The following is an 11560-nucleotide window of genomic DNA, read 5'->3' as shown; positions in this document are numbered from 1 at the left end:
GACTGTGCCCGCCGCCGGGCCGCCGTGTAGTGTCCCCGCTGAGAGGTGTCGGGAGGTGCCGTGACGCAGTACGCCGGAGGTGGGCAGGTCCCGCCGCGTCCCGTCGCTCCACCGGTGCCGCCGGGGGGCGGGACACGGGGGACGTCGCCGGGGGCGCCGCTCGCCCCTCCGTCCCCGCCGGTCCGGCCGGCCCCCGCGGCCCCCGCCGCTCCCGGGCCCGTCGCCCGTTCCGCTCCGGCCCCCGCGGCCGCACCCGTGCCGAGCGCCCCGGTGCCCGCCGGCGGCACCGGGCATTTCGTGCTGCCGTCCGGCGCGCCCGTCCAACTGCCCACCCACCCGCCGCGGCAGCACGCGGCCACCGGGCCGATCGCCGTCCTGCTGATCGGACCGGCCGGGGCCGGCAAGACCACCGTCGCCCGCCACTGGGCCGAGCGGCGGCCCACCCCGACCGCGCACATCAGCCTGGACGACGTCCGCGAGTGGGTGCAGTCCGGCTTCGCGAACCCCCAGTCCGGCTGGAACAACGCCTCCGAGGCGCAGTACCGGCTGGCCCGCCGCACCTGCGGCTTCGCCTGCCGCAACTACCTGGCCAACGGCATCTCCTGCATCATCGACGACGCCGTCTTCCCGGACCGCCCGGCGATCGGCCTCGGCGGCTGGAAGCGGCACATCGGCCCCGGCATGATCCCGGTCGTCCTGCTGCCCAGCCTGGACTCCGTCCTGCACCGCAACGCCCGGCGCAGCGGCAACCGCCGCCTCGGGGACGAGGAGGTCGCCCGCATCCACGGGCGGATGGCCGGCTGGTACAACTCCGGGCTGCCGATCATCGACAACTCCTCCCTGGACGTCGCCGGGACGGCCGCCGAGCTGGACCGCGTCATCCTGGCCCGGCTGATGGGCATCCCGGTCCGCTGAACCGCCGCCCCGGCCCCGCGGAGCCGCGCCCTTCCCGGGCCGCCGGGCCGCGCCCTTCCCGGCCCACCGGCCTGCGGCGTCGCGGAGCTGTCGGAGCCGGCTGCGATGATGGACGGGTCATGTCGCCGCGCCCGGAGGAGCCGACGCCCGTGCCCGAAGGCCACATCATCCACCGCCTCGCCACCGAGAACCGGAAGGCCTTCGGCGGCCGCCCGGTGCGGGTCTCCAGCCCGCAGGGCCGGTTCGCCGACGAGGCCAAGGTGATCGACGGGCAGCTGCTCACCGGTGCGGAGGCCACCGGCAAGCACCTCTTCCTCGGCTTCGAGGAGGGCGCCTGGGTGCACGTCCACCTCGGCCTCTACGGCGGCTTCACCTTCGGCACCGGCCCGGCGCCCGAGCCGGTCGGGCTGATCCGGCTGCGGCTGGAGAACGAGGACGGCTACGCCGACCTGCGCGGCCCCAACACCTGCGCGCTCGTCACCGAGGGCCAGAAGGCCGCCGTCGCCGCCCGGCTGGGCCCCGACCCGCTGCGCGCCGACGCCGACCCTGAGGCCGCCTGGCGCCGGATATCGGGCAGCCGGACGACCGTCGCGGCACTGCTGATGGACCAGAAGGTGCTGGCCGGGGTGGGCAACGTCTACCGGGCCGAGGTGCTGTTCCGCCACGGCATCGACCCGCACCGGGCCGGGCGCGACCTCACCCGCCGGGACTGGGACGCGGTCTGGGCCGACCTGGTCGCCCTGATGCGCGACGGCGTCACCGCCGGCCGGATCGACACCGTCCGCCCGGAGCACACCCCCGAGGCGATGGGCCGCCCGCCCCGGGTGGACGACCACGGCGGCGAGGTGTACGTCTACCGGCGGGCCGCCATGCCCTGCCTGGTCTGCGGCACCGAGGTGCGGACGGAGGAGCACGCCGCCCGCAACCTCTTCTGGTGCCCGGGCTGCCAGTCGGCGTGACGGGCGCCCGGTCGTGACGCGTGCTGCCCCCGTGTCGTTGACAGCCCTTCTGAGCTGCGACGATGGACGTCGAGCGCGCCGAGTCGCGCGCCGCTGTCCGCACGGCCACGTGTGAACGTGGAGCGAAAGGAAGTCCCATGATCTTCATCACGGTCAAGTTCCCGGTCCGCCCCGAGCGCGCCGACGAGTGGCTGGGTCTGGTCGACGAGTTCACCCGGGCCACCCGCCAGGAGCCCGGCAACCTCTTCTTCGAGTGGTCCCGCAGCGTCGACGACCCCAACGAGTTCGTCCTGGTCGAGGCGTTCCGCGACGGCGACGCGGGCAAGGAGCACGTGGAGTCCGCGCACTTCGCCAAGGCCATGGAGGAGCTGTCGTACGCGGTGGCCGCCAAGCCTCGGATCGTCTCGACCGAGATCCCCGGCCTGGACGGCTGGGCGGAGATGGGCGAGATCACCCCCCGGTGACGTCCGAGTGCCCCTCCGGCCGGGTGCCCAGCCCGTAGGCTGGGGCCGACCGGCCGGAGGGAGCAGGCGGATGGAGCGGCACGAGGTGGCCAACACCGTGTCGGGCGCCACGGTGGGCGGCCACGTGGTGCAGGCCGGGAGCATCGGGGCGCTGCACCTGCACCAGCCGCGGGCGGTGCCGAGGCCGCATCAGATCCGTTCCCCGCACGGCCCGTTCGTCAACCGGGAGCCGGAACTCGCCGCGCTGACCGAGGCCTTGGGCCGGGTCGTGGAGGGCGGGCTCGGCGTCGTGGTGTTCACCGGCCTCGGCGGGGTCGGGAAGACCGAGCTGATCGCGAGGTTCACCGAGGAGCACCGGGAGCACTTCCCGGGCGGGGACCTCTACGCCGACCTGAAGGCCTACCGGCACCAGGGCGGGGTGGACCTCCCCGAGCTGCTGGCCGGATTCCTGCGCGCCCTCGGCACCGAGCCCCCGGCCGCCGAGGCCGAGCGGTTCACGGCGTTCCGCACCGCCACCGCCGAGCGCCGGTGCCTGTTCTTCCTGGACAACGTCGAGCACGCCGCGGAGGTCCGTGCGCTGCTCCCGGCCTGCGGGCTGGTGGTGGTCGCGAGCCGGCGGCGGCTGCCCGCGCTGCGGACGGACGGTGCGGTGGTGCGCCGGCTCGGCCCGCTGAGCGCGAGGGCGGGCGCCGAGCTGGTGCGCGGCTGGGTGGGCCCGGGGCGGGGCACCGACGGGGAACTGGCGGAACTGGTCGAGCTGTGCGGCGGGCTGCCCCTCGCGCTGAACGCGGTCGGGAGCCAGCTGTTGGACCGGGACCACCTGCCGGTCGGCCGGGTGGTGGCCGAACTGCACGACCGGGAGGGCAGGTTGGCGATGCTGGAGGACGAGGAGAGCGATCTCGGCGCGACCTACGACCTGGTCTACGAGCGGCTGTCGGCGCCGGGACGGGCGCTCTACCACCTGATCGGCGTGCACCCCGGCCCCTTCGTCTCCGCCGAACTGGCGCGTGCGGTCGGCGTCGAGCGGGCCGGGCAGGCGATCGGGGAGCTGCGGGGCGTCCACGTGCTGGACGAGGTGGTGGACGGCGACGGCGAGGACCGCTTCCGGGCCCACGACGTGGTGCGGCTGCACGCCTACGGCCGGACCCGGGAACTGGCCGACCGCGGGGAACTCCTCGCCGCCGTCGTGGCGTACTACCGGGGCCGGGCCTCGGTCGCCGACCGTGCGATGGCCGGGAGCAGGCTCCGCCTGCAGGACCCGAGCGGCGACGAGCTGCCCCGCTTCGCCTCCGACACCGCGGCCCTGGAGTGGCTGTACGCGGAACGGGCCAACTTCCGCGCGGTGGTGGAGGAAGCGGCCCGGCAGGGGTGGCACGGCGAGGTGTGGCGGCTGTGCGAGTCGCTCTGGCTGCTGTACCACGACCGCAGGCTCTACCAGGACTGGATCGCCACCCACCGGCTCGGCATCGAGTCGGCCCAGTGGGACAACCAGCCGGCCGCCGTGGTCCGGATGCGCAACCAGCTCGCCCGGGCGCACTTCGACCGCAAGGAGTACCGGCTCGCCGCCGAGCAGCTGGCGCTCGCCGCGGAGCTGGTCCCGCTGGTGACCGACCGTCGGGTGGTGGGAGTGCTCCACGAGACGGACGGTCTGCTCTGCCTGGCCGACGGCCGCCCGGGAGACGCGGTGCGGCGGTTCACGCTGGCTCTGGCGGCGAACCGGGGCGACGAGCACGGCGAGATCGTCCAGAGCTACAACCTGGCGCAGGCGCTGATCGCCGACGGCCGCGCGCAGGAGGCGCTGGCCCGGCTGGCCGAGGCCACCGCGCAGGCCGAGCGGACACGGGACGAGGACATGCTGATGAAGCTGCCGCTGGTCCGTGCCCGGGCCCACCGGGCGCTCGGGCAGCCGGAGCTCGCCGCCGCCCACGCGGGCGACTGCGCCCGGCGGGCCGAGGAGCGCGGCCAGTACGCGAAGGAGGCGCAGGCCCACACCCTGCTGCTCGCCCTCGCCGAGGAGCTGGACGACGCGGAGCTCGCGGAGCGCAGCCGGGCGCGGCTGCGGGAGCTGCCGGAGTAGCGGCCTTCTCAGGGGCCGGTGCGGAAGGACACCCGGGTGCGGTGCTCGCCGGTGCGGACGGTGAGGCCGTGCCGGGGGAGGCCGGCCGGGTCGCCGCCGTCGGCGAGCCAGCAGGCCACGGCGGAGCCGAGCAGCAGCGGGTCGACGGCGGGGTCGGGGCAGGTCCAGTCCGGTTCGGCGCGGGCTTCCAGCAGCAGGCCGGCGCGCAGTCGGAGCAGGTGGCGGGCCGGGCCGAGGGCGGCCACCGCGACGGCGAGGCCGGGGAGTTCGGCGGCGGAGTCGGCGAGCCAGCGGGCGGCGGGGCGTTCGGCGTGCACCTCGGTGCGGGCCAGGACCTCGGCGGTGTAGCGCAGGGCGTCGCCCGGGTGCTCGTCGGTGAGGGCGTGGAAGCCGCGCGGGGCGTGGTCGTGCGGGTCGAAGGGGTAGCGCCGCAGGTCGACCTCGGTGCCCTCGCTCCGGCCCTCGACGTCGTACGCGGTGGGCCGGTCGAGAGTGCCGGGGCACGGGGCCGGCCTGGGGTAGGGCGGCAGGGCCGGTTCGTCCCCGGGCTCGTCCAGCCCGGCCAGGAAGGAGTGCAGCAGCGGGCGCAGCAGCCGGGCGGATTCGCCGCGGTTGGCGAGCGAGCGGTCGGTGATCGCGCTCAGGTCGGCCGGGTCCCGGGCGAGGGCCTGTTCGATCTGGGCGGCGAGGTCCCCGTCCGGGTCGAGGACGGGCGCTGCCTGGCCGAAGGCGTAGCCGGGGGAGCGGGGGTCGAGTTCGGCGGCGCCGGTGGCGACGAGCAGGGTGCGGTGGTTCAGGGCGGCGCCGTAGACGGTGACCGAGCCGTGGTCGCCGATCACGCAGTCGGCGGCGACGAGCGCGGCCTGCCAGCCCTGGTGGGGCGGGATCAGGAGCAGGCCCATCCGGCGGGCGTCGTCGAGCAGCGCCTCGGGGTCGTGGCGGCTCCACACGTTGGGGTGCAGGACCACGGCCACCGTGTACTCGTCGGCGGGGAGCCGGCGGACCAGCCGCCGGGGGAGGTCCGGTCGGCGGCCGAACAGGGAGTGCTCGCTCCAGGTGGAGCTGACGACGACGAGCCGTCGGCCTCCGGTGGCACCGAGCGCGGCGCGGTAGCCGTCGCGGGAGCGCCGGCTGCCGAGCATCCGGTCGAAGCAGGGGTCGCCGACCACCCGGGCGACGTCCAGCGCCTCGGGGCAGGAGACCCGCAGCCGGTCCAGCTGCTCGGGGTGGGAGAGGCCGAGGACGTCCACGAACACCCTGCCGCGGTGGGTGAGTTCGTTGCGGGACAGGCCGGCGGCGGTGACCGTGTCGCCGGTGGACTCGGTGACCAGCCGGTTGTAGCCGACGCCGTGCGGGAGGACGACGAGGCGGGCGTCCAGCCGGTGCATGGAGGAGTGGACGGCGCAGGCGACGGCCAGGTCGAAGCGGCGGCTGACGGCGTCCTCCCAGTCCAGCACCGTGAAGCCGGGCAGGCCGTGCAGGTACTCGTCCAGGGCGCGGTCGGCGAAGGCGGAGCCGGGGTTGACGGTGAAGTACCGCTCGATGCCGTCCGGGTTCAGCAGGGTCAGGACGTCCAGGACCCGGGTGGCCGAGGTGAGGGTGCGGGCGACCGCCAGCACGCGGGCCCTGACCGGTCGGGTGTTCCACCGGTCGGCGGGCCAGGCGTGGGGGCGGGACGGCACGTCATGATCGTACTCATCCGCTCCGGCCGCGGCGCGGTTCCGGGGCCGGGCCAGTGGGTCAGCCCGTGGCCGCGGTGGGCTCGTGGTGTTCGCCGGCGACGCACTCGTCGAGGAGGGGGCGCATGGCCTCGTCCACGAGCTGGTAGCGCACCACGCGTCCGTCCCGGTCGCCGGTGACCACGCCGGCCGTGCGGAGCAGCCGCAGGGCCTGGGAGACGGCGGGGTCGCGCATGCCGGTGGCGACCGCGAGGTCGGTGACGGCGAGCGGCCCGGCCCGGTGGAGGGCGAGCAGCAGGGCGAGCCGGCCGGGGTCGGCGAGCAGGGAGAACCGCTCGGCCCAGGACCGGACGTGGGCCGGGTCGCCGATCGCGGCGATGGCCTCGCAGACCCGGTGCCCGTCGATGGTGCGGTGGCCCGCGCGGTCGGCCGGTACGAGATGCATGCGGACATTCTCGCAGGCGGCGGTCTGTGATCCTGGACACCTGCGCAGGTGCGCAACCTTGCACGGGTCGGGCGTGGCCCCTACGGTGTTCCCCGCCGTGGTGCTCGGGAAGACCGGTGACGGACCCTCAGGGGTCCCAGCCCGGAGCGGCCCTCGCCACTGTGATCGGGTCGTTCCTCCGTCCGCGGAGGAACGTCGTCCGTACCCATGGAGCCACTGGGCGCCTCGCGCGCTTGGGAAGGCGGGTACGGGCGTCCCGTCAGCCAGGAGACCGGCCACGGCATCTCACGAGGTTTTCCACGAGGTGCTGGAGCGTGATCCGCAGATGACCCTGCCCGAAACCGTTGCCGCCGGGGCCGAACCGGCCCCCTCCGCGCTGCCCAGCTTCCAGTGGCGGCGCGAGGACACCGTCCGTACCGCCGGGCTGATGGCGGTGATCGTGGCCATGCACGTGGTGGCCTTCGGCACGCTGATCTTCCTGGTCGCACCCGAGAAGTACGCGGTCGGTACCCAGGTCTTCGGGGTGGGCCTGGGTATCACCGCGTACACCCTCGGGATGCGGCACGCCTTCGACGCCGACCACATCGCGGTGATCGACAACACCACCCGCAAGCTGATGGCGGACGGCAAGCGGCCGGTCTCGGTGGGCTTCTGGTTCGCCCTCGGACACTCCTCGATGGTGGTGCTGATGGCCGCCCTGGTGGCGGGCGGCGCGCAGCTGGCGAACACCCTGATGGACGACGAGTCGACCACCCACAAGTGGCTCGGCGTGATCGGGACGACCACTTCCGGCGTGTTCCTCTACCTGATCGGCGCGCTCAACCTGGCGGCGCTGCTCGGCATCCTCAGGGTGTTCCGCTCGATGCGGGCCGGGAAGTTCGACGAGAAGGAGCTGGAGGCGCACCTCGACTCGCGCGGCTTCATGGCCCGGGTGCTGAACCGGGCGACCCGTTCGATCACCCGGCCCGGGCAGATGTTCCCGGTGGGCATGGTGCTGGGCCTGGGCTTCGACACCGCGACCGAGGTCACCCTGATGGTGATGGCCGGCTCGGGCGCCGCCTCCGGGCTGCCCTGGTACGCGATCGTCTGCCTGCCGCTGCTGTTCGCGGCCGGGATGAGCCTGTTCGACACCCTGGACGGGACGTTCATGAACTTCGCGTACCAGTGGGCCTTCGCCAACCCGGTGCGGAAGGTGTACTACAACCTGACCATCACCGGTCTGTCGATCGCGGTGGCCTTCGTCATCGGCACCATCGAGCTGGTCGGGGTGCTGCACGAGAAGCTCGATCTGACCGACCCGGTCACCGGCTTCATCGCCGACATCTCACTGGACAACGTCGGCTACGCCATCGCCGGGCTGTTCGTGGTCGTCTGGGCGATCGCGATCGGGTACTGGAAACTCGCCGGGGTCGAGAAGCGCTGGACGCCCGAGGGCTCCTGAGCCACCCGGCCGCGAGCAGCGGCCTGCCCGCGCACGCCGGAACGGCGCCTCCCCGCGGTGGGGAGGCGCCGTTCGCGTTCCGGGGGCCGGGTGCGCCCCGGGTCGGCGCTCCTCGCGGAGGTCGACGTGCCGGCCGGCGACCGGGTCGTACTCGCACAGGACCGGCAGTGACAGTTTTGTGACGGAACGTAGCGACCGGTAGGGGATCCGAGGGGCCGGCGGGGGCGCGGGGCCCCTCGGCGGCACGCTGCGTGGGGGTGGGGCGCGGGTCCGAGGGGGACGGTGCCGCGGTCGCGCAGGGGGGCGCGCAAGGGGTATTGGGGGTTCTGCCGGGGGTGCTCGGCGGGCGCTTCGGGCCGGGGGTTCGTAGGCTCGACGCATGGCGGATGCGTACGCGGGGCGGCGGGAGCGGGTGAGGGAGCACTGCAGTGCGGCCGGGGCCGATGCGGCGCTGATCACCCGCGCGGCGAACGTGCGGTACCTGACGGGCTGCGCGCCCTGCGGGGCGAGCCTGCTGCTGACCAGGGAGCGGGCGCTGCTCGCGCTGCCGGACGACCTGCCGCCGGACGACACCGGGGAGCACCTGATGGCCCCGGACGTCACCCGGCTTCCGGTGGCGGCCGGGTCGGACTCCGCGCTGGCCGTCGCGGCCGTCGCCGCGCGGTCCGGGGTGTCGGGACTGGCGGTGGAGGAGCACGACCTGACCGTCACCCGGCACCGGGCGGTGGGCGGCCTGACCGAGGGGGCCCGGCTGGTGGACCTCGGCCAGACGGTCGAGCGGCTGCGGGTGGTCAAGGACGAGCACGAGATCGCCGACCTGCGGATCGCCGCCGAGATCGCCGACCAGGCGCTGGGCGAGCTGCTGGAGTCGATCCTGGTCGGCCGCACCGAGCGGCACCTGGCGATGGAGCTGGAGCGCCGGATGATCGACCACGGCGCCGACCGGGCCGCCTTCCCGGTCTCGGTCGGCACCGGCAGCCACTCCGGCCAGGCCGCCCACCAGCCCACCGACCGCCGGGTGGAGGAGGGGGACTTCCTGACCGTGGTGATGGGCGCCCAGTACCGCGGCTACGGCGTCTCCACCGCCCGCACCTTCGTGATCGGCGCGGCCCCCGCGCCCTGGCAGGTGGAGCTGCACCGGCTGGTCTTCCGGGCCCAGCGGGCCGGGCGGGAGGCGCTCGGACCGGGCGTGGAGCAGTGCGTGCCCGACCGGGCCGCCCGGCAGGTCCTGGAGGCGGCCGGCCACACCGAGGCCTCCCCGCACCCGGTGGGCCACGGCGTCGGGCTGGAGATCCGGGAGGCGCCGCGCCTCGGTCCGTCGGACATGGGTAAACTGGACAGCCGCGTGCCGGTCACCGTCGGCCCGGGGGTCCACCTCCCGGGCAGGGGCGGCGTCCGGATCGAGGACACGCTCGTCGTGCGCCCCCTCGAAGAGGGCGGGCCCGAGCTGCTCACCATCACCACCAAGGAGCTCCTCGCCCTGTGACCGCGGCCCCCCGGGGCCGTGGGAGGCAGGACGCAATCCCTTGGTTCCTTGACAGCTATACAGGAGTTAGTGCGCCCGTGGCTTCCACGAACGATCTCAAGAACGGCATGGTCCTCAAGCTGGAGGGCGGCAAGCTCTGGTCCGTCGTCGAGTTCCAGCACGTCAAGCCCGGCAAGGGCCCGGCCTTCGTGCGTACCAAGCTCAAGGAGGTCCTGACCGGCAAGGTCGTCGACAAGACCTTCAACGCGGGCACCAAGGTCGAGACCGCCAACGTCGACAAGCGCGGCATGCAGTTCTCGTACAAGGACGGCGAGAACTTCGTGTTCATGGACATGGACACCTACGACCAGCTGACCATCGAGCCGTCGGTCGTCGGCGACGCCGCCAAGTACCTGCTGGAGGGCTTCGAGGCCCTCGTCGCGCAGAACGAGGGCTCGGTCCTCTACATCGAGCTCCCGGCCGCGGTCGAGCTGACCATCGCCGAGACCGAGCCGGGCGTCCAGGGCGACCGCTCCACCGGTGGCACCAAGCCGGCCACCCTGGAGACCGGCGCCGAGATCCAGGTGCCGCTCTTCGTCACCAAGGGTGAGAAGGTCAAGGTCGACACCCGCGACGGCAGCTACCTCGGCCGGGTGAAGTAAGTCCGTGTCGGCCGCACGCAGCAAGGCCCGCACCAGGGCCTTCCAGATCCTCTTCGAGGCCGACCACCGCGGGGTCGACCCGCAGCAGGTCCTCGCCGACTGGGTGGCCCGCGCCCGCGAGCCCAGGCCCGACGAGGGCACCCCGCAGGTCGGTGAGTACACCATGGAGCTCATCGAGGGGTACGTCCAGCACGCTCGTCGCATCGACGACCTGATCGAGCAGTACTCCGTCGGCTGGTCGCTCGACCGGATGCCGATCGTGGACCGCAACGTCCTGCGGCTCGGTGCCTACGAGCTGATCTGGGAGGACGGCGTCCCGGACGCCGTCGTCCTGGACGAGGCCGTCGAGATCGCCAAGGAGTTCTCCACGGACGACTCCCCGGCCTTCGTCAACGGCATGCTCGCCCGTTTCCTGGAGCTGAAGCCGAGCATCCGCCGGTAGACGGGTGGACCTCGCGGACGGCCGTCGGACCCGAACAGGTGTCCGGCGGCCGTTCCGCGTTTCACCCGGTCGGCGTAGGGTGGGGACCTACTTGTCAGTAACTTGACGTCCGGAACCACGCGTGAAGGGCAGGTCCCCCCAGATGACCACCGCGATCCGCAGCGAGTTCGACCAGGGCATCGCCCTGACCAGGCACCCCGAGGAGGCCGGCCGCTACGACGCCGAGCTCGGCGCCGGCTGGCAGATCGGCGGCGGGGTGAACGGCGGACTGCTGCTCGCGGTGGCCGGACACGCGCTGTCGCTGGAGCACGGCACCCACCCGGACCCGGTGTCGATCAGTGGTTACTACCTGTCCGCCTCCACCCCCGGCCCGGCCACCGTCCGCACCGAGGTGCTGCGCACCGGCCGCGGCCTGTCCACCGGCACCGCCTCGCTCAGCCAGGACGGCGTCGAGCGGCTGCGGGTGGTGGCCAGCCACGGCGACCTCGCCACCGCCGACGGCGAGGTGCGCACCAGCGCGCGGCCGCCGCAGCTGCCGCCGCCGGACCAGTGCATCGGCGTCGAGCACGCGCCCAAGGAACTGATCGCCCAGGCCGCCCTGCTGGAGCGGTTCGACCTGCGGCTGGACCCGGCCACCATCGGCTGGGCGCTCGGGCAGCCCTCCGGCAACGGGCGGATCCAGGGCTGGTTCCGGCTCGCCGACGGCCGCGAGCCCGACCCGCTGCTGCTCCTGCTGGTCGCCGACGCGCTGCCGCCGGTCACCTTCGACCTCGGCATGCCGGGCTGGGCGCCCACCATCGAGCTGACCGTCCACCTGCGCGCCAGGCCCGTGCCCGGCTGGCTGCGGGTCACCCACGCGACCCGCAACCTGGCCGGCGGCTACTTCGAGGAGGACGCGGAGGTCTGGGACGAGTCCGGCCGCCTGGTCGCGCAGTCCCGCCAGCTGGCCCGGGCGCCCCGCCCCTGACCCGGCGGCCCCGCATTACCGGTGGTTACATTCCTGTGACACGC

Annotated in this window: 11 protein-coding genes and 1 riboswitch; of the genes, 9 read left to right on the top strand and 2 right to left on the bottom strand. The window is 74.1% G+C overall.

The genetic code is table 11. The features are described from left to right. Positions 1 to 60 precede the first annotated feature (60 nt). The 4 genes from ACWGJO_RS32785 to ACWGJO_RS32770 all read left to right on the top strand — a co-directional run bounded on the left by ACWGJO_RS32785 (position 61) and on the right by ACWGJO_RS32770 (position 4415). On the top strand, positions 61 to 915 hold the full coding sequence (locus ACWGJO_RS32785) for an AAA family ATPase (protein ID WP_452189336.1): 855 nt from the start codon (positions 61 to 63) through the stop codon (positions 913 to 915). Between the two features lie 149 nt (positions 916 to 1064). Next, positions 1065 to 1874 carry an Fpg/Nei family DNA glycosylase gene (locus ACWGJO_RS32780; protein WP_452189334.1) on the top strand — a complete coding sequence of 270 codons (810 nt, stop codon included), beginning with the start codon at positions 1065 to 1067 and terminating at the stop codon, positions 1872 to 1874. 137 nt (positions 1875 to 2011) lie between these two features. Continuing rightward, on the top strand, positions 2012 to 2338 hold the full coding sequence (locus tag ACWGJO_RS32775) for a putative quinol monooxygenase (RefSeq protein ID WP_359897444.1): 327 nt from the start codon (positions 2012 to 2014) through the stop codon (positions 2336 to 2338). Positions 2339 to 2408: 70 nt separating this feature from the next. Continuing rightward, entirely contained in the window at positions 2409 to 4415 is a 2007-nt protein-coding gene (locus ACWGJO_RS32770) for an AAA family ATPase (protein WP_452189332.1), read from the top strand. Between the two features lie 8 nt (positions 4416 to 4423). Here ACWGJO_RS32770 and ACWGJO_RS32765 read toward each other — a convergent pair whose 3' ends face one another. Both ACWGJO_RS32765 and ACWGJO_RS32760 read right to left on the bottom strand, forming a co-directional pair. Beyond that, positions 4424 to 6097, bottom strand: coding sequence for a hypothetical protein (locus tag ACWGJO_RS32765; protein WP_452189330.1), 1674 nt, complete (start codon positions 6095 to 6097; stop codon positions 4424 to 4426). Between the two features lie 58 nt (positions 6098 to 6155). Beyond that, positions 6156 to 6539 (bottom strand): ArsR/SmtB family transcription factor, encoded by a 384-nt coding sequence (locus ACWGJO_RS32760; RefSeq protein ID WP_452189328.1) that lies wholly within the window; start codon positions 6537 to 6539, stop codon positions 6156 to 6158. A gap of 81 nt (positions 6540 to 6620) precedes the next feature. Continuing rightward, positions 6621 to 6833, top strand: a riboswitch (cobalamin riboswitch). Positions 6834 to 6864: 31 nt separating this feature from the next. Here ACWGJO_RS32760 and ACWGJO_RS32755 point away from each other — a divergent pair. The 5 genes from ACWGJO_RS32755 (at position 6865) to ACWGJO_RS32735 (ending at position 11516) form a co-directional block, all read left to right on the top strand. Beyond that, complete coding sequence (locus ACWGJO_RS32755) at positions 6865 to 7980, top strand: HoxN/HupN/NixA family nickel/cobalt transporter (RefSeq protein ID WP_452189326.1); 1116 nt, start codon at positions 6865 to 6867, stop codon at positions 7978 to 7980. A 379-nt stretch (positions 7981 to 8359) separates the two neighbouring features. Further along, on the top strand, positions 8360 to 9466 hold the full coding sequence (locus tag ACWGJO_RS32750; protein WP_452189324.1) for a M24 family metallopeptidase: 1107 nt from the start codon (positions 8360 to 8362) through the stop codon (positions 9464 to 9466). 77 nt (positions 9467 to 9543) lie between these two features. Continuing rightward, positions 9544 to 10107: an elongation factor P gene (efp, locus tag ACWGJO_RS32745; protein ID WP_359897438.1), complete on the top strand. Its 564-nt coding sequence runs from the start codon at positions 9544 to 9546 to the stop codon at positions 10105 to 10107. A gap of 4 nt (positions 10108 to 10111) precedes the next feature. Further along, positions 10112 to 10549, top strand: coding sequence for a transcription antitermination factor NusB (nusB, locus tag ACWGJO_RS32740; RefSeq protein ID WP_359897437.1), 438 nt, complete (start codon positions 10112 to 10114; stop codon positions 10547 to 10549). A 142-nt stretch (positions 10550 to 10691) separates the two neighbouring features. Continuing rightward, a complete protein-coding gene (locus ACWGJO_RS32735; protein ID WP_380542683.1) occupies positions 10692 to 11516 on the top strand; it encodes a thioesterase family protein in 825 nt (274 codons plus the stop codon). Positions 11517 to 11560: the final 44 nt, after the last annotated feature.

The organism is Kitasatospora sp. NPDC054795 (genome assembly GCF_053611565.1).
This window is presented reverse-complemented; position numbering and strand designations above follow the sequence as displayed.

Excerpts from the sequence above, each read along its gene's own strand:
- ACWGJO_RS32775 (WP_359897444.1), top strand. The coding sequence starts at position 2,012 with ATGATCTTCATCACGGTCAAGTTCCCGGTCCGCCCCGAGCGCGCCGAC.
- ACWGJO_RS32750 (WP_452189324.1), top strand. The coding sequence starts at position 8,360 with ATGGCGGATGCGTACGCGGGGCGGCGGGAGCGGGTGAGGGAGCACTGC.
- ACWGJO_RS32770 (WP_452189332.1), top strand. The coding sequence starts at position 2,409 with ATGGAGCGGCACGAGGTGGCCAACACCGTGTCGGGCGCCACGGTGGGC.
- ACWGJO_RS32755 (WP_452189326.1), top strand. The coding sequence starts at position 6,865 with ATGACCCTGCCCGAAACCGTTGCCGCCGGGGCCGAACCGGCCCCCTCC.
- ACWGJO_RS32760 (WP_452189328.1), bottom strand. The coding sequence starts at position 6,539 with ATGCATCTCGTACCGGCCGACCGCGCGGGCCACCGCACCATCGACGGG.
- ACWGJO_RS32735 (WP_380542683.1), top strand. The coding sequence starts at position 10,692 with ATGACCACCGCGATCCGCAGCGAGTTCGACCAGGGCATCGCCCTGACC.